Below are 17164 nucleotides of genomic sequence, written 5' to 3' on the forward strand. Positions count from 1 at the left end.
GGTTCATCGCGCTTTACCGGGAAATGCTGCTTTTATCTTCAGAAAGAAGTAGTCGTTATCCCGGTAGCCGTAGGCCACCCGCTTGATCACCTTGATCTTGTTGTTCATTCCCTCCAACACACTGGTGTTCAGCCGGTAGACCGCGCTGGCGATAATGCCGTCGACGTAGCCCTTGAGGCGCCTGGCAAACTGCTGCACGGGGGCCAGCCCACTACTCATAGCCAGATTTAGCCAGTCTTGCCAGCGTTGTCTGGCATCGGCCTCTGAGGGAGCGTACCAGAGCTCTTTGAGCTGGTCTTTCAGGACGTAGACAGTCATCAGGGGCTGGTTGGCTTGCAGCAGTTCTTCGAGCTTCAGAGCCTGCTCATCCTTGAGGTTGCCTCGGTTTCTGAGCAACAGCCAGCGACTTCGTTTCACTACTTTGCGAGCCGGCTTGTCGTGTCGAAGCTGATTGGCCTGATCGACCCGGACACGGTCAATCACTTCCCGTCCGAACTTTGCTACAACGTGGAACAGGTCATAGACCACCCGTGCTTGTGGGCAGTGGTGCTGAACTTCCAGGTCCATGGCGGTATTCATATCCATCGCCACGGCTTCGATCTGGCCACAGGTTTCCGGCCCCAGCCATTCAAAGAAGGGGCGTACCGCTGCTCGACTGCGGCCTTCTCCAACCCAGAGGACTTGTTGAGTATCCGCATCAATCGCCACGGTGGCGTAGCGGTGTCCCTTGAACAAGGCGAACTCATCCATGATCAGTCGACGAATCCGGCGTTTATCTGGCTCAGTCACTTCTCGTTTGAGGCGCCGATGGTCGATGGCCTTGACCGTATGCCAATGCAACCCTAGCAGCGTTGCCACATGTTGGATCGGCATCAGTCGTACCAGGGATTCAATCCAACTGACCATGCCTGCCGTCAGACGCTGTCGCCCTGGTAACCAGCGAATCTGTTCAAGCTTGGGGCCACAGGTCGTACAACGAACTCGGCGAACTGGCACGTCCAGCCAGACACGGTATTGGAACAGGTCGCGTTCTCGGACTCGTCGGGTGCTGATGTCATGGATGGCAAGCGTGTGCTGATTACAACCACTGCAGCATGGCAAGTAATCGTCGGCAGGTTGCAGTCGGATGAGCAGAGATTGAGCGTCAATCTGGGCATACGATTCTATCGTGAATCCTTCCCAGAACAGGGCAAGAGGATTAGCATTCATAGGGACGGCGGTGAGTCGGTCAGGTTTGTTGTTTTGGCGAACTCAAAACTAACCGGTTTTACCGCCGTCTCCTACTTTTTCACGCTAACCCGCGATGAACCAAAAAAGCCGCCCGTGAAGCGTTGTTCAGGGGCGGTTTTTTTTCAACAGCAGATCAGAGGTTGCTGTCGAGGAAGGCGGCCAGCTGTGACTTGGACAGGGCACCTACCTTGGTGGCGTCGACATTGCCGTTCTTGAACAGCATGAGGGTCGGAATGCCACGAATGTTGAACTTGGGCGGGGTCTGCTCGTTTTCGTCGATGTTCAGCTTGCAGACTTTGAGCTTGCCTTCGTATTCGTCGGCGATCTCTTCCAGAACCGGTGCGATCATCTTGCACGGGCCACACCACTCGGCCCAGTAATCTACCAGTACCGGAACGTCGGATTTCAGTACGTCCTGTTCAAAGGAAGCGTCGGTGACATTAACGATATTTCCGCTCATTACCTTTTCCTGATTCAGGCGCTCCCGGGCCGTTCTTGCCGGCCCCGGCGGAGTCGCTGTTGACTGTAGCAAACGGACTTTTCCGAAAGGGAAAATCCCGCCTGCCCGGATTTCGTTAGACGGATACTTTACGCGATTGGCCGCCTGAATGTGAAGCGGGAAGTATCCCGCTCAGGGTTGATTCGTGTCAGTAATGACCGCAGTCCGTTACTGACACACCCCTGTTTCTTCACTTATAGTACGACCAAGTTCACACCACACAGGATTCCTACCAACGTGACGGCCACCTCCAACGCCGAGAACGCAACAACCGCACCGGACATGCTGGCAGCCATTGATATGGGCTCCAACAGTTTTCACATGGTCGTGGCCCGCCTGGTGCACGGCGAAATCCGCACGGTGGAAAAAATGGGCGAGAAGGTTCAGCTCGGCGCTGGCCTGGACCAGTACAACCGCCTGACCGAGGCCGCCCAGCAACGGGCGCTGGAGTGCCTGAGCCGGTTTGCCCAGCGGCTTCAGGGCATGCCTGCGGCGGGGGTGCAGATTGTCGGCACCAACGCCTTGCGGGTGGCACGCAACGCCCACGAGTTTATTGCCCGGGCGGAGGACGTCCTGGGTTATCCGGTGGAAGTGATTGCCGGCCGGGAAGAAGCCCGCCTGATCTATCTGGGGGTATCCCACACCCTGGCGGACGATTCCGGTAAACGGCTGGTGATTGATATCGGTGGCGGCAGCACCGAGTTTATTATCGGCCAGCGCTTCGAGCCCCAGGAACTGGAAAGCCTGCACATGGGCTGCGTATCGTTCCGCAACCGCTATTTCCCGGACGGCAAGATCAGCCGCCGGCAAATGGACAAGGCCATTATCCACGCCGAGCAGGAACTGCAGAATATCCGCCAGCACTACCGGCAGGTGGGCTGGCAAAGCGCCGTAGGCTCCTCCGGGTCGATCAAGGCCATCGCCAATGTGCTGGCCGCCCTGAAGATTACCGATGGCACCATTACCCGCACCGCCATGGAAGAGCTGCGCAAGCGGCTGGTGGATATGGGTAAGGTGGAAAAACTGGCCGAGCTGGGTGTCCGGCAGGATCGCCAGAGCATCTTCCCGGCAGGCTTTGCCATTCTGCTGGCCGCCTTCCGGTCACTGGACATCGACGCCATGACCTTCGCCGACGGCGCCCTGCGCGAAGGCCTGCTGTACGACATCGTCGGGCGTATCCAGCATGAAGATGTGCGGGAGCGGACCATTTCCGCACTGCAGGAACGCTACCATGTCGACCAGGCCCACGGTGCCGCCGTTGAGCAGACCGCCATGGCCGCCTGGGAGCAGGTAGGCGACCAGTGGGGCCTGCGCACCGATGCTGACGAAGATGTGTTGCGCTGGGCCTGCCGGCTGCACGAAATCGGCCTGACCATTTCCCACAGCCAGTACCACAAGCACGGCGCCTACCTGCTGCGTTACTCTGACCTGCCGGGCTTTACCCAGCAGTTCCAGAAAGACCTGGCCACCCTGGTGCGCGGCCACCGGCGTAAATTTTCAGCGGCGGTATTTGAAGGCATCGAGCCGGAAGACAAGCCCCGGCTGCGTTACCTGTGTGTGCTGGTCCGGCTTGCGGTGCTGATCCAGCATCCCCGCAACCTGGAGCAACCGCCGGAATTCGCCCTGCACGGCCACGAGAACAAACTGGTGGTGGAACTTCCCCAGGGCTGGCTGGACAACCGGCCGTTGACCCTGGCCGACCTGAAAAACGAGCGGGATTACCTGGCCCGGCAGGATTTCGTGCTGGAGATCAGCGGCCGCTGAGGCTGGCACTCAGCCGGCCAGTTCTGCCTCCAGGTTTTCGACGGTTTCACTGACCTCCAGCCACTCGGCTTCCACATCGTCCAGTTCCCGCTTCAGGCCGGTCTGCTGTGCCAGCAGCTCCTTCAGCTTCACCTTGGCGCTATCGTCGTAGATAGCCGGATCGGACAACTGCTGTTCGACCCCGGCCAGCTCCTGCTGAAGCTGCTCCATGCGGGTTTCCAGGTTTCCCTGCTTCTTGCGCCAGGGGCTCAGTTTCTGGCGCAACTCGGCTTCCTGACGCTTGCGGGCCTTACGCTCATCGGCGGTCAGGGCGGTGGCCCCGGCGGCAACCTTGTTGTCGGTCGCCTGTTCGATTACCTCACGTTTCGGAGGCTCGTCGTCGTCCTTGCGGCGTTCCGCCAGCCAACGCTCGTAGTCTTCCAGGTCGCCGTCGTATTCCTGCACCGCGCCGTCTGACACCAGCCAGAACTGGTCCACGGTGTTGCGCAGCAGATGCCGGTCGTGGGACACCACCACAATGGCACCGTCGAAGTTCTGCAGGGCCATGGTCAGGGCCTGGCGCATTTCCAGGTCCAGGTGGTTGGTGGGCTCATCCAGCAGCAACAGGTTGGGTTTCTGCCAGGCAATGATCGCCAGCGCCACCCGGGCCTTCTCGCCACCGGAGAAAGAGCGGATCGGGCTCAGGGCCTCGTCACCGTGGAAATCAAAGCCGCCCAGGAAGTTTCTTACCTGCTGTTCGGAGGCCCTTGGCGCCAGGCGCTGCAGGTGCAGGAACGGGCTGGCGTCCAGGTCCAGCGATTCCAGCTGGTGCTGGGCGAAGTAACCGATGGCCAGGTGTTCACCACAGGTTCGCTCACCGGCAAGCAGCGTACCGGTGCCACGCAGTGCATCCATAAAGGTGGACTTGCCGGCGCCGTTCGGGCCCAGCAGGCCGATCCGGGACCCCGGCAACAGGGTGACGTTAATATTCCGCAGGATCGCGGTATCGCCATGGCCGGCCACCCCGTGGCGGATCGACAACAAGGGATTGGATACCTTGTCGGCCATGGGGAATTCGAAGCTGAACGGCGAATCTACATGGGCCGGGGCAATCCGCTCCATGCGCTCCAGTGCCTTGACCCGGCTCTGGGCCTGCTTGGCCTTGGTGGCCTTGGCCTTGAACCGGTCAATAAAGCGCTGGATTTCGGCAATCCGGGCCTGCTGGCGCTCGAAGCCCGCCTGCTGCTGGGCCAGCCGCTCGCTGCGCTGAACCTCAAAGGCGGAATAGTTGCCGGTGTAGAGCACCAGTTTCTTCTGGTCGAAATGCACCAGGTGGGTGGCCACCCGATCCATGAAATCCCGGTCGTGGGAGATAAACAGCAGGGTGCCGGAGTAGCGGCGCAGCCAGTTCTCCAGCCACAGGCAGGCGTCCAGGTCCAGGTGGTTGGTGGGCTCATCCAGCAGCAACAGGTCTGACGGGCGCATCAGCGCCTGGGCCAGGTTCAGCCGGATGCGCCAGCCCCCGGAAAACGCCGATACCGGCCGCTCCGCATCGCTGTCGGCAAAGCCCAGGCCCCGCAACAGGGCTTCTGCCCTCCGTGGAGCAGACCAGGCTTCGTGCAGGTCCAGCTCGCCGTGAGCGTGGGCGATGGCGTGGTCATCGCCCCGGGCTTCGGCCTCGGCCAGTTCCCGTTCCAGCCGGCGCAGTTCGAAATCACCATCCAGGATAAAATCCCGGGCCGAGCGTGCCGAGGCTTCGACTTCCTGCGCCATATGGGCAATCCGGCAACCGCCGGGCAAGGATGCACCACCCTGCTCCGCCGCCAGCTGCCCCAGTAACAGCTTGAATAAACTGGACTTACCGGCGCCGTTGGCGCCCACAATGGCCACCCGCTGGCCGGGTTGAACTGTCAGGTTGACGTTTTCTAGCAACCAGACGCCGCCTCGTTGTAAACTGAGATCGGTTATCGTTAACATAGATTTACTTTATCCATGGAATTCTGCCGGAACGCGCCCTGCCATGACCGCTTGCCAGCCTGAACCGCTGAATCTGCCGGTAACAATGGAACCGGATAACCCACTCTGGCGTTATGCACTGGCCTGTTGGCGAAACCCCGGGCTGGCCCAGGGCTGCCTGGAGCTTCAGAAGCAGGGCTGGAGTGTTACCCGAATTTTATGCGCCGCGTGGCTGGGCGTGAACGGGCGCGTGTTCACTGGTATCGAGGACGCTAAGGTAACAGAGTGGCGCGACCGTGTAACCGGTAGCATCCGGTCGGCGCGAAAATCCATTCCCCGGCACCATGAAGACTGCCGGCAACTGCGGGAAGCCCTGGCCAGCGCCGAATTACAGGCGGAACAAACGGAACTGGCCCTGGCCTGGCAATCCATCATGACCTTGAATCCGGAGACCGGCACCATGCAAGACACCACCGCTGCCATCCTGCGAAACCTGGATGTGGCAGCCCCGGCCCGGACACCGGAGCCCGATCAGATGAATCAATTACACACACTGGCTGCACAGCTGGCCGATACTGCCCGGGGAGACAGTCAGCCATGTTCATGAAATGGCTGATTCGCCTGGCCTTTCCGGCACTGGGCCTGCTGTTGCTGCTGATGTTTTTCGGCCTGGGCGACCCGGAGACGGTATCCAAACCCACGGCAGAGAAAAAACCTGAAGAGGTGCCCCGCTTCGAGGGCCTGCTGCCCTCACCCATTCCGGTAGAGGGCCCCGACATTGTATTCAAGTGGCAGGATACCGAAGGCAACTGGCACTACGCCGACCAGCCTCCGGAGCAGGGCTCCTGGAACGCCCTGGCCATCGACCGGCCGAGCCAGACACCCCAGGCCACAGGCGCCGATTCCGCCAACGACTGGCAGGCACCCTACCGCGCACCGTTCAGCCTCAATGGCTCCACCGACAGCAACGGTTCCTGACCTCCCCGGACAACTCCCTTACCACATGTTCAGTGGCATACTGGCGACGAACCCGTTACCTTGTCTTTCTTAACAAATCCAATAGGGCCCGGCGCCCTGATACACGTGTAAAGGACGGAAATATGAAGAAAACCCTGTTAGCTGTTGCCATGACCGGCCTGGTTGCCGGTTGCTCCAATTCCCAGGAACCGGCCAAGGACCCTGCCCTGGAGTCCACTCCGGAAAAGGTCAGCTACGGCATGGGCCTGGTACTGGGCGAGCGCATGGGCAACGACCTGCCGGACCTGCAGATGGAGCAATTTCTTCAGGGTATCCAGCACGGCCACGCCGGCGATGAAGATGCCAAGCGCCTGAGCCGCGAGGAAATCCAGGAAGCTCTGATGGCGTATCAGCAGGATATGCAGGCCCAGCAGGAGCAGCAGGTCGAGGAACTGGCCCAGAAGAACCAGGCAGCCGGTGAGGCGTTCCTGGCTGAAAACAGCGAGCGTGACGGCGTAGAGACCACCGAGTCCGGCCTGCAGTACGAAGTCATTGAAGAAGGCAATGGCACTCAGCCGACCGCCGAAGACCAGGTGCAGGTGCATTACACCGGCGAGCTGATCAATGGTGAGGTTTTCGACAGCTCCCGTGAGCGCGGCCAGCCTGTCACCTTCGGCCTGAACCAGGTTATTCCGGGCTGGACCGAAGGCCTGCAGCTGATGAGCGAAGGCGCCCGTTACAAGCTGTACATCCCGTCAGACCTGGCCTACGGCCCGGGCGGCAACCAGGCGATCGGCCCCAACGAAGTGCTGGTGTTTGATGTGGAACTGCTGGCAGTGAATCCGGGCGAAGAATAAACAAAGGCCCTGAACAGCAAAAAACCGGCCTGATTGCCCAGGCCGGTTTTTTTATGATTCGGTTGTTGACCCTGCCCGGATCAGGCGGATGCCATTTTGCCGGCGTGGGCGTTGTGCAGGTGTTCGATCAGGAAATCTTCCAGCTCGAACCGGCTCTCAAGTACTTCGCCAAGCTTCGAGACTTCTTCAAACAGGAAGCTCACATCCTGTTCGGTCAGGATGCGGCCATCCACGTTGTCATTGAAGTTCAGCGCCACTTCCGTGGTTTCCTGGATGCGGGGATACACCTTGGCCGCCAGTTCTTCGCCACCGTCGTTGAATTCCCGGGCTTCGCGGATCAGCTGCTCGTAGATTTCAAAATGGCCGGTCGATACATAGTCCACCAGCACTTCGCACAGGCGAATAAACTTTTCCCGGAGCATGTCGGTTTGCGAGTAATCCGTCAGCGCTGACAGCTCACAGTAATGAACCAGCAGTTCCTGGCGCTCTTTCAGCCAACGGTCGATCAGCTCGCTGACGCCACCCCAACGCTCCCTGGCATTCCGGCAATTCTCCAACATGACGCCTGTCTCCCCTCAGTCTTTACGTCAGGCAACCAAGTTACCCCATGGCTGCAGCCTGCCGCAACCGTTTCAGCTATTCACCCAGTTTTTGGGTTGGTAGCTCCGGAACATGACAAACAAGCCAACCAGAATGACCAGGCTGAAGAACACAGCGGTCCAGCCCGGAATACTCAGACCCAGAAAACGCCAGACCACGGCTGCACAGTCTCCGGTGCCTTTGAGGGCGGTCTGCAGCACTTCAAACCAGGGCAGGACTTCGAGCATGTAATCCACTGAGGGGCCGCAGGCTGGCACCTGGTCTTCCGGCAGGCTTTGCAGCCATAACTGCCGTCCGGCTACGCCAAGCCCGGCACCGGCACTGAGCACCATCAGGAAGCCGTAAACCCGGTTACCGAAACCTTTGGGACCATGCAGGAATGCCAGCAAGCTGACCAGCCCGGCACCCATAAAGCCGAAGCGCTGCAACCAGCACAAGGGACAGGGTTCAAGCCCCATCACGTGCTCCATGTAGAAGGCCACCGCAAGCAGCCCGGCGCACACCAGAAATACAAGACCGAAAATCCATCTGCTCGTCAAAACACTACCCCGCATCACAGTTAGGGACTGCACGAAAACTCAGTGAGCAATCCTACCCCATGACGCGGGCAGAGCATAAGCGGTTAAAGCAAAAGGGGAAGAAAAATCGGGGATCAGGCGATGCGGGCAAACAGATCGTCGTCGCCCTGCTGGCCACCGGCCTGCACGGCTTCACCGGCGTCGTCCCAGCCGGCCTCCCAGGCCGCAATCACAACGTCACCGCGATAGGGGCAGCGGGTTTTGTCCATACCCATGGAACCGGCCATGTGACCCTGCCGATACGCCTTGTTCAAGGCTTCCACGTCCCATCCGAGTTTGATGTCTCTTGCCACGGTACAGCCTCCCTTACCTGATGTTAATAAACGTAACAACAGGTAAGGGAGGCGGCAAGCGGCAAAAGCACTTTCTGTGAGTCAGGTCGCTTTCAGGCTTTCAGATAGTCTTCCAGGAATTCGGAGAACGGCTGGGTATCGGCCGCTTCCAACGCCTGCTGCTCCGCCAGCGATTCCCGGGTCATGGCCTGGTAGGCCGACAGCACATCCGGCGCCAGAGTCTCATTACGGAGGGTTTGCTGATGCTGGCGGGACATTTCCAGGGTCCAGTCCCGGTGGCCAAGGCCGGACGCACTCATAGCATCGAGCACCCGGGCAGAAGGTACCGCCCAGTCTGAGCCCTGTAGCTTGTCGCGCTGTGCAGCCAGGGCGTTGCGGTAGGTCTCACCCTGCTCCCAGCCGTCCAGTTGTTCCGCCAGCGGCTGCAGCCGGTCCAGCAGTTCCCGGGCGGCGTTGCCGACAGGCACCCGTTCGCCGTTTGCCCGGCACAGGGCCAGTTCCTGCCAGCGGCCGGAAGCCACGACATCCTTGTAGTTGTCATCCAGCCGCTCGCATTCTTCGTCGCCAATACGCGGCGAGTCGGTCAGCAGGCAATCGAGCAGGAACAGGTCCAGGAAATCAACCTGCGCCTGGTTCACGCCGACCGGCGAGAAAGGATCGAGGTCCAGGCAACGCACTTCGATGTACTCCACGCCCCGGGCATCCAGCGCCTGTATCGGCTTTTCGCCCCGTTCGGTGGTGCGTTTCGGGCGCACCGCGCTGTAATACTCGTTCTCAATCTGCAGCACGCTGGTGTTGATCTGGATGAACTCGCCATCGCGCTGGGTGCCGATGGCCTCATAGGCCGGCCAGTTGGTGTGGATGGCGCGGTCCAGGGTGCGGGTGTAGGTGGCCAGTTCGTTGAAACAGATATTCAGGGAGGCCTGGGCATTGTTGTGGTAGCCCAGATCGCCCATGCGCAGGGAGGTCGCATACTGGCCGTGCCAGGTGCGGTCGTCGAAGCGGCTGAGATCGTACTTCATGTTGGCAACGAAGCTGGAATCCAGCGCCGGAGACGCCCCGAACAGCAACATCAGCAGCCAGCTGCGGCGGCGGAAGTTGCGGATCAGCCAGAAGTACTGGTCGGATTTGAAATCCTGCAGGGAATCGCTGTTGCCCGTGACTTCCTGCCACTTCTGCCAGAAGCTGTCGGGCAGCGACAGGTTGTAGTGGGCACCGGCAATGCTCTGCATCACCCGGCCATAGCGCACCGCCAGTCCCTGACGATAAACATGCTTGAGCTGGCCGATGTTGGAACGGCCATACTCGGCGATGGGAATGCTCTGGTCGCCATCGATTTCGCAGGGCATGCTGGCGGCCCAGAACACTTCGTCACCCAGGTTCTGCTGCACATAACGGTGGGTGTCCCGCAGGGATGCAAGCATGGCACCGGTGCTGTTGAACACCGGGGTAATCAGCTCCAGCAGGGCTTCGGAGTAGTCGGTGGTAATCCGCCCATGGGTCAGGGCAGAGCCCAGAGCCTCCGGATGGGGCGTCTGGGCGATGAAGCCGTTGGCATCCACCCTCAGACCTTCTTTCTCGACACCTTTCAGAAAACCGTTCCAGTCACTGGCGGCAAACTGCTGAAGCAGGGAATGGCGGGAATCTGCCATGATTGGCTCCTGTTGAAGCGGCTACCCTTGCGTGGGGCAGCCGCCATTGATTCAAGGAAGTAGTTTAACGGCCGCCTTTACGGGCAGAGGCCAGTGCCTGTGCCAGCGCGCCAGCCATGGCACCCTGCGCAGGCTGGGAACCCTGGCCGCCACGGGGCTTGCGCTCGTTACCGCGGCCACCACTGCGATCGGCGCCACGGGCCGGCTTGGACGACGCCTCGGCACCGGGCTGGTCATCCATACGCATGGACAGGGCAATCCGTTTACGGGGAATGTCCACTTCCATCACTTTAACCTTAACGATATCACCCGCCTTCACCACTTCGCGCGGATCTTTGACGAAAGTATGGGACAAGGCAGAGATATGTACCAGACCGTCCTGGTGCACGCCGATGTCCACGAACGCGCCGAAGTTGGTCACGTTGGTGACGGAGCCTTCCAGCACCATGCCCGGCTTCAGGTCGTTCAGGGTTTCCACCCCTTCCTCGAAGTGGGCGAAACGGAATTCCGGACGCGGGTCCCGGCCCGGCTTTTCCAGCTCGGAGATGATATCTTTCACTGTGGGCAGGCCGAACTGCTCGGTCACGTAATCCTGCGGGTTGAGGCTGCGCAGGAACGCAGAGTCGCCAATAATGTCGTCCACTTTCTTGCCGTTGCGCTGGGCAATGGCTTCCACCACGCCATAGGCTTCCGGGTGCACAGACGAGCGGTCCAGCGGGTTATCGCCACCGGCAATGCGCAGGAAGCCGGCAGCCTGTTCGAAGGTGCGCTCACCCAGCCGGGAGACTTTCATCAACTGCTTGCGGCTGACGAACTTGCCGTTCTGGTTGCGGAAATCGACGATGTTCTGGGCAATGCTCTGATTCAGGCCGGACACCCGGGTGAGCAACGGCACAGACGCGGTGTTCAGGTCTACCCCTACCCCGTTTACACAGTCTTCCACCACCGCATCCAGGCTGCGGGATAACTGAACCTGGGACACATCATGCTGGTACTGGCCCACGCCGATGGACTTGGGCTCAATTTTCACCAGCTCTGCCAGCGGGTCCTGCAAACGGCGGGCAATGGACACTGCACCCCGGATGGTGACGTCCAGGTCCGGCAGCTCCCTGGAGGCAAATTCGGAAGCCGAGTAAATCGACGCACCGGATTCATTCACCACAATGCGGGCCAGCTTCAGTTCCGGGTAACGCTTGCAAAGGTCGCCCACCAGCTTCTCGGTTTCCCGGGACGCAGTGCCGTTACCGATGGCTACCAACTCAATCTTGTACTTCTGGCACCAGGCCGCCAGCTGGGCAATGGAGGGCTCCCACTGATTTTTGGGCGCATGGGGGTAAATCGCGCCGTGGTCGACCACCTGGCCGGTGCCATCAATCACCGCCACTTTCACACCGGTACGCAGGCCGGGGTCCAGGCCCAGGGTCGGGCGCGGGCCGGCAGGAGCCAGTAACAGCAGGTCTTTCAGGTTGGCGGCAAACACGTTGATGGCTTCGGCTTCAGCGGCTTCGCGTACCTGGGACATCAGGTCGGTTTCAATCTGGGTAGAGAGCTTCACCCGCCAGGTCCAGCGCACCACCTCGCCCAGCCATTTGTCGGCGGCACGGCCGTTGTCGCGAATGCGCCAGTGGGCGGCGATGCGCTGCTCCGCCGGATGGGGCTGGCGGCGGTCGTCTTCGGCATCACCCATCACAAGGCTGTAGGCCAGGATGCCTTCATTGCGGCCACGCAGAATGGCCAGGGCCCGGTGCGAAGGAACCTTCTTCAGCGGCTCGATGTGGTCGAAGTAATCGCGGAATTTCGCACCTTCGTTTTCCTTGCCTTCCACCACGCTGACCTTCAGCTGGCCTTCCTGCCACACGAAATCCCGCAGCGCGCCCAGCAGCTCGGCATCTTCGGCAAAGCGCTCCATCAGGATGTAGCGGGCGCCATCAAGCGCAGCCTTGGTGTCGTCAATGCCGGCTTCGGTATTCAGGTAGCCGGCAGCGGTGGCTTCCGGGTCCAGTGTGGGGTCATCAAACAGGGCGTCCGCCAGCGGTTCCAGCCCCGCCTCCTTGGCAATCTGGGCCTTGGTGCGCCGCTTGGGCTTGTAGGGCAGGTACAGGTCTTCCAGGCGGTTCTTGGTGTCTGCCGCCTCGATGGCCGTGCGCAGCTCGTCGGTCAGCTTGCCCTGCTCCTCGATGCTGTTGAGGATAGTGCCCCGGCGGTCTTCCAGCTCCCGCAGGTAACGCAGCCGCTCTTCCAGGGTACGCAGCTGGCTGTCGTCCAGGGAGCCGGTGATTTCTTTCCGGTAACGGGCAATAAACGGAACGGTGGCACCTTCATCCAGCAGGGCGACTGTGGCGTTTACCTGCTGCTCACGTACGCCGAGTTCATCAGCAATGCGCCGGGAGATACTGTTCATGCGACCTCTGTTATCTTGCTTACAAAATTAATGGGCAAAGGTACAGCGGCTTGGTGTTGCAGGCAAGCTGGATGCGGCGTGGTGGTGTAGAATAGCCGGACGCAACACTCACCCCGGTTTATTCTCTGGCGTCTTTATCGTGAACAAGCTCAACCCCAGACAGCGCGAAGCGGTTCGCTACGCCGACGGCCCCCTGCTGGTGCTGGCGGGCGCCGGCAGTGGCAAGACCAGCGTGATCACCCGCAAGATCGCCTACCTGATTGAAGAACTGGGCATTCCGGGCCGGCACATTGCCGCCGTCACCTTTACCAACAAGGCCGCCCGGGAAATGAAAGAGCGGGTCGGGCGCATTGTGGACCGGGGCAAAACCCGGGGGCTGATTGTCTCCACCTTCCACAACCTGGGCCTGAACATGATCCGGGAGGAGCATGCCCACCTGGGTTATCACCCCGGCTTCTCCATCTTCGATGCCGAAGATGCCAAGGCCCTGCTGCAAGACCTGATGCTGCGCGAAGCCAGCGCCGAGGCCGGTGACGAGCTGAACGATGTGCAGATGACCATCTCGTCCTGGAAGAATGCCATGCGCAGCCCCTCCGAGGCCTACAGCAAGGCGGCAGACGAGCGTGAGCAGCGCATTGCCATCGTTTACAGGCACTACAACGAATACCTGAAAGCCTACAACGCGGTAGATTTTGACGACCTGATCCTGCTGCCGGTGCAGCTGTTCCGGGACAACCCGGAGGTGCTGGCCAAGTGGCGCCGGAAAATCCGCTACATGCTGGTGGATGAGTACCAGGACACCAACGTGTGCCAGTACGAGCTGGTGAAACAACTGGTGGCCGAGCGGGCCGCGTTTACCGTGGTGGGCGATGATGACCAGTCCATCTACGCCTGGCGCGGCGCCCGGCCGGAAAACCTGGCCCAGCTGAAGGAAGACTTCCCGAGCCTGAAAATCGTCAAACTGGAGCAGAACTACCGTTCCACCAGCCGGATCCTGCGCTGCGCCAACACGGTGATTGCCAACAATCCCCACGTGTTCGAGAAAGCCCTGTGGAGCGACCACACCGTGGGTGACGAAATCCGCATCATACGTTGCCGCAACGAAGACGCCGAGACCGAGCGGGTGGCCACCGAAATTCTCGACCAGAAGCTGAAGAACGGCCTGGATTTCAAGGATTTCGCCGTTCTTTACCGGGGCAATCACCAGGCCCGACTGCTGGAGATGAAGCTGCAGGCCTACCAGATTCCCTACCGCATCTCCGGCGGCCAGTCGTTCTTCTCCAAGAACGAGATCAAGGATGCGATGTCGTACCTGCGGCTGATGATCAACCCGGACGACGATGCCGCCTTCCTGCGGGTGGTGAACGTGCCGCGCCGGGAAATCGGCCCGCGCACCCTGGAGCAACTCAGCCACTATGCCCGCTCCCGCAACGTCAGCCTGTTCAAGGCGCTGGGGGATATGGGTGCGGAAACTCACGTAACCGAGAAAGGCCTGGACCGGCTGCGCCGGTTCGCCCACTGGGTAGACAAGACCTGCGAGCGCCTGTTCTCGGAAGACCCGATTCCGGTGATCAAGCAGCTGTTCACCGACATCGAATACGAAGAGTGGCTGCACCAGCATTCCGGCAGCCCGAAACAGGCCGAACGGCGCATGGAGAACATCTGGTACCTGGTGGAGTCCATCCAGCGCATGCTGGACGACGGCAAGGGCACGGCCGACGAGATCGGCATCGAGGATGCCATCGCCAAGCTGGTGCTGCGCGACATGATGGAGCAGCGGGAAGAGGAAGACGACAGCGACAAGGTTCAGCTGCTGACCCTGCATGCTTCCAAGGGCCTGGAGTTCCCCCACGTATTCATTATGGGCCTGGAAGAGGAGATCCTGCCGCATCGGAGCAGCATAGAGGAAGGCAATGTAGAGGAAGAACGGCGCCTGATGTATGTAGGCATCACCCGGGCCCGGGAAACCCTGGCGCTGACCTATGCTGCCTCACGCAAGCAATACGGGGAAAAACTGGAGACCATTCCCAGCCGGTTCCTGGATGAACTGCCGGAAGACGATGTGAAATGGGAGGGGCTGGGCGAATCAGACCAGCAGGCCAACCAGAAAAAGGGCAAGGCCACTCTCAGCGCCCTGATTGGCGACCTGGGCCTGTAAAACGACAAAACCCCGCACGAGCGGGGTTTTGTGTCACAAGCCAGGGATTACTGACTTGATTCCACCATGTGTTCAACGGCGGCAACAATTTCTTCATCAGAACAGCTGGCACAGGCACCTTTCGGCGGCATGGCGTTAAAGCCGTTGATGGCATGGCTGATCAGGGTTTCCAGGCCCTGCTCGATGCGGGGCGCCCACTGGTCGGCATTGCCCACAATCGGCGCACCGGCAGCACCGGTGGCGTGACAAGCAGTACAGGCGGAGTTATAAACGTCGCTGCCGGAACGCGGGCCTGAGCTGGCAGCCTGGGCAGGGGCGGCAACCGCCTCACCACACTCTTCACCTTGCAGGCACACTTCACCAACGGGCTTGATGCGGTCACGGATTTCGTCTTCAACACTTGCTACTGCGGCGCCGGCGGCCAGGCCAAAACCAAGCAGAACTACAGCCAGGACTCTCTTCATCTTCACAATGCACCTCGCATTTGAGCGTTATAATCTTTCGGTCGCCGCATTATAGCGACTGTGCCCCGGCAAAAAAACCAAATGGCAGAATCAGAAATTGATTTCAACCATTTTAGTGACAGTTTCGTAGGGTGTATCTGAACTGTTACCGTTTCCGGTTACCATAGCCATCCGACATTCCTCCACCAGGTACCTAGAGCCCGACCATGCCACAGACGCCCGCCCCACGCCCGGATAAACGACGCAAATCCCTGCTGATCCTGGAATTCTCCAGCCTGGCTGTCCTGTTGGTGTCCATGGGCTGGTTCAGCAACCTGTCCAGCGCCGGCAACCCGGTGCATCCGGCCTGGCTGCTGGTTCCTGCGGTGGCCAGCCTGGGTGTTTTTCTCAGCTTTATCGGCCTGATGTACCTGCGCTGGGTAGCCTCGGTCAGCGATGACCGCCGCACCCGGCACCGGATTATTTTTGCGCTTCTGACCTTAACCCTGCTGGGCGTCTGGGTGTATGGCATTGCCAACACCTGGCTCAGCCTGACCGCCAGCCAGTAAGGACACACCATGCACCTGACCGCCCGTTTTCCCCTTACCTTCGTTGTATTTGCGCTGACGGCAAGCCCGGTGAGTTTCGCCCAGGATACCGGCGACAGCTCCGTAAACTGCGCCCTGATCCGGGACGGCGTGCAGCGGCTGGCCTGCTACGACGCCCGGAATGATCCCCAGACAGCCCGGGATAACGCCAGCGAAGAGGCACTGGAAACCTCTGAAGCACAGGCGGAACAACTGGCTGCCGACAAGGAGACCCGCGCGGAGATTGTCGGCAACGCCCTGGAGGATGACCCGGACGAAGGGGTCATGAAGTCACTGGTGAATAATTACCTGGCGGCCGAGCAGGCGGTGTTTTCCTTTGCCGGTAGCCTGGTAACCCACAAGCCCAACTACATCCTTCCGCTGACCTGGGTAGACCACCCCAACCCGAACCCGGTCAGCCCGCGGCTGGGCACCACTGGCTACGACTACTTCCTGGAGAATGAGGAAGCGAAGTACCAGATCAGTTTCAAGGTACCGTTGCTGACCGGCTTCTTTGATAAGCGCACCACGTTCTGGTTCGGCTATACCCAGAAGTCGTTCTGGCAGGTGTACAACCAGGACGAATCAGCGCCTTTCCGAGAGACCAATTACGAGCCCGAGCTGTTTTTCCGGCACCAGCTGGACTGGGATATCGGGCCGGGTACCCTGAACGGGATCACCATCGGCTTCAACCACCAGTCCAACGGCCAGGCGGACCCCCGGTCCCGGAGCTGGAACCGGATTAAGGCGTCCGCCGCCTACAGCTATGACCGATGGCTGTTCCAGGTGGAGCCGTGGTACCGGCTGCCGGAGAGTTCCAGCGAGAATGATAATGCGGATATCGAGCGGTATCTTGGGCACGCAAGTTATAACGCGGTGTACAAGCTGACGGAGGATCGGACGTTTTCGCTGAAGTTGCTGAATAATTTGCGGTCGGATAACCGGACGTCGGTGGAGTTTGGGTACAGCTTTCCTATCGGGGAGACGTTGAAGGGGTTTTTCCAGTATTACAACGGGTATGGGGAGAGTTTGATTGACTACAATGAGCGGATTGAGCGGTTTGGTATCGGCATTATGCTGAATGACTGGCTTTGAGTGGGGTGCAAAGCCTTTGTCACGCTAGGCTTGGGTTGCAAGGTCTGGGTGAGGGCACCCCTTTCTGAAACACGCTCCTTGCGGCACATCCCTGTGGCGCTTGGGCTCCGCCATC

General features: G+C 60.2%; 16 protein-coding genes. 7 read left to right on the forward strand and 9 right to left on the reverse strand.

The window, feature by feature from the left end:
• Positions 1 to 3: 3 nt before the first annotated feature.
• Both B2589_RS07375 and trxA read right to left on the reverse strand, forming a co-directional pair.
• Positions 4 to 1209, reverse strand: a complete 1206-nt coding sequence (locus B2589_RS07375) for an ISL3 family transposase (protein ID WP_011785425.1) — start codon at positions 1207 to 1209, stop codon at positions 4 to 6.
• A 154-nt stretch (positions 1210 to 1363) separates the two neighbouring features.
• Positions 1364 to 1690 (reverse strand): thioredoxin TrxA, encoded by a 327-nt coding sequence (gene trxA, locus B2589_RS07380; protein ID WP_014420340.1) that lies wholly within the window; start codon positions 1688 to 1690, stop codon positions 1364 to 1366.
• 321 nt (positions 1691 to 2011) lie between these two features.
• Here trxA and ppx point away from each other — a divergent pair, with 321 nt between their 5' ends.
• Positions 2012 to 3493, forward strand: a complete 1482-nt coding sequence (ppx, locus tag B2589_RS07385) for an exopolyphosphatase (protein ID WP_273133193.1) — start codon at positions 2012 to 2014, stop codon at positions 3491 to 3493.
• A gap of 9 nt (positions 3494 to 3502) precedes the next feature.
• Here ppx and B2589_RS07390 read toward each other — a convergent pair whose 3' ends face one another.
• On the reverse strand, positions 3503 to 5449 hold the full coding sequence (locus B2589_RS07390) for an ATP-binding cassette domain-containing protein (RefSeq protein ID WP_286816119.1): 1947 nt from the start codon (positions 5447 to 5449) through the stop codon (positions 3503 to 3505).
• Positions 5450 to 5492: 43 nt separating this feature from the next.
• Here B2589_RS07390 and B2589_RS07395 point away from each other — a divergent pair, with 43 nt between their 5' ends.
• The 3 genes from B2589_RS07395 (at position 5493) to B2589_RS07405 (ending at position 7242) form a co-directional block, all read left to right on the forward strand.
• A complete protein-coding gene (locus B2589_RS07395) occupies positions 5493 to 6035 on the forward strand; it encodes a TIGR02444 family protein (protein WP_199456864.1) in 543 nt (180 codons plus the stop codon).
• A complete protein-coding gene (locus B2589_RS07400) occupies positions 6026 to 6406 on the forward strand; it encodes a DUF4124 domain-containing protein (RefSeq protein ID WP_232902752.1) in 381 nt (126 codons plus the stop codon). The genes B2589_RS07395 and B2589_RS07400 overlap by 10 nt, the downstream gene beginning before the upstream one ends.
• A gap of 122 nt (positions 6407 to 6528) precedes the next feature.
• A complete protein-coding gene (locus B2589_RS07405; protein ID WP_232902751.1) occupies positions 6529 to 7242 on the forward strand; it encodes an FKBP-type peptidyl-prolyl cis-trans isomerase in 714 nt (237 codons plus the stop codon).
• Positions 7243 to 7322: 80 nt separating this feature from the next.
• Here B2589_RS07405 and B2589_RS07410 read toward each other — a convergent pair whose 3' ends face one another.
• The 5 genes from B2589_RS07410 to B2589_RS07430 form a co-directional block, all read right to left on the reverse strand.
• Positions 7323 to 7802: an Rsd/AlgQ family anti-sigma factor gene (locus B2589_RS07410; protein ID WP_058339969.1), complete on the reverse strand. Its 480-nt coding sequence runs from the start codon at positions 7800 to 7802 to the stop codon at positions 7323 to 7325.
• Positions 7803 to 7874: 72 nt separating this feature from the next.
• A complete protein-coding gene (locus tag B2589_RS07415) occupies positions 7875 to 8381 on the reverse strand; it encodes a disulfide bond formation protein B (RefSeq protein WP_199456867.1) in 507 nt (168 codons plus the stop codon).
• A gap of 113 nt (positions 8382 to 8494) precedes the next feature.
• Positions 8495 to 8713: a ribosome modulation factor gene (gene rmf, locus B2589_RS07420; RefSeq protein ID WP_286816121.1), complete on the reverse strand. Its 219-nt coding sequence runs from the start codon at positions 8711 to 8713 to the stop codon at positions 8495 to 8497.
• 92 nt (positions 8714 to 8805) lie between these two features.
• A complete protein-coding gene (gene gshA / locus B2589_RS07425; RefSeq protein ID WP_286816122.1) occupies positions 8806 to 10365 on the reverse strand; it encodes a glutamate--cysteine ligase in 1560 nt (519 codons plus the stop codon).
• Positions 10366 to 10429: 64 nt separating this feature from the next.
• Complete coding sequence (locus B2589_RS07430) at positions 10430 to 12766, reverse strand: Tex family protein (protein WP_286816123.1); 2337 nt, start codon at positions 12764 to 12766, stop codon at positions 10430 to 10432.
• A 139-nt stretch (positions 12767 to 12905) separates the two neighbouring features.
• Here B2589_RS07430 and rep point away from each other — a divergent pair, with 139 nt between their 5' ends.
• The gene (gene rep / locus B2589_RS07435; RefSeq protein WP_022989527.1) at positions 12906 to 14924 is read left to right on the forward strand and encodes a DNA helicase Rep; all 2019 of its coding nucleotides are present in this window, start codon (positions 12906 to 12908) and stop codon (positions 14922 to 14924) included.
• A 47-nt stretch (positions 14925 to 14971) separates the two neighbouring features.
• On the opposite strand, the gene B2589_RS07440 is transcribed toward rep, so the two are convergent.
• Positions 14972 to 15388 carry a c-type cytochrome gene (locus B2589_RS07440; protein ID WP_022989528.1) on the reverse strand — a complete coding sequence of 139 codons (417 nt, stop codon included), beginning with the start codon at positions 15386 to 15388 and terminating at the stop codon, positions 14972 to 14974.
• A 206-nt stretch (positions 15389 to 15594) separates the two neighbouring features.
• On the opposite strand from B2589_RS07440, the gene B2589_RS07445 reads away from it, so the two are divergent.
• Positions 15595 to 15936 carry a hypothetical protein gene (locus B2589_RS07445; protein WP_022989529.1) on the forward strand — a complete coding sequence of 114 codons (342 nt, stop codon included), beginning with the start codon at positions 15595 to 15597 and terminating at the stop codon, positions 15934 to 15936.
• Positions 15937 to 15945: 9 nt separating this feature from the next.
• On the forward strand, positions 15946 to 17049 hold the full coding sequence (locus B2589_RS07450; RefSeq protein ID WP_022989530.1) for a phospholipase A: 1104 nt from the start codon (positions 15946 to 15948) through the stop codon (positions 17047 to 17049).
• The last annotated feature ends 115 nt before the right edge of the window (positions 17050 to 17164 follow it).

Origin of the sequence: Marinobacter sp. UBA3607 (genome assembly GCF_002375525.1) — a bacterium.
Classification (GTDB): Bacteria; Pseudomonadota; Gammaproteobacteria; order Pseudomonadales; family Oleiphilaceae; genus Marinobacter; species Marinobacter vinifirmus.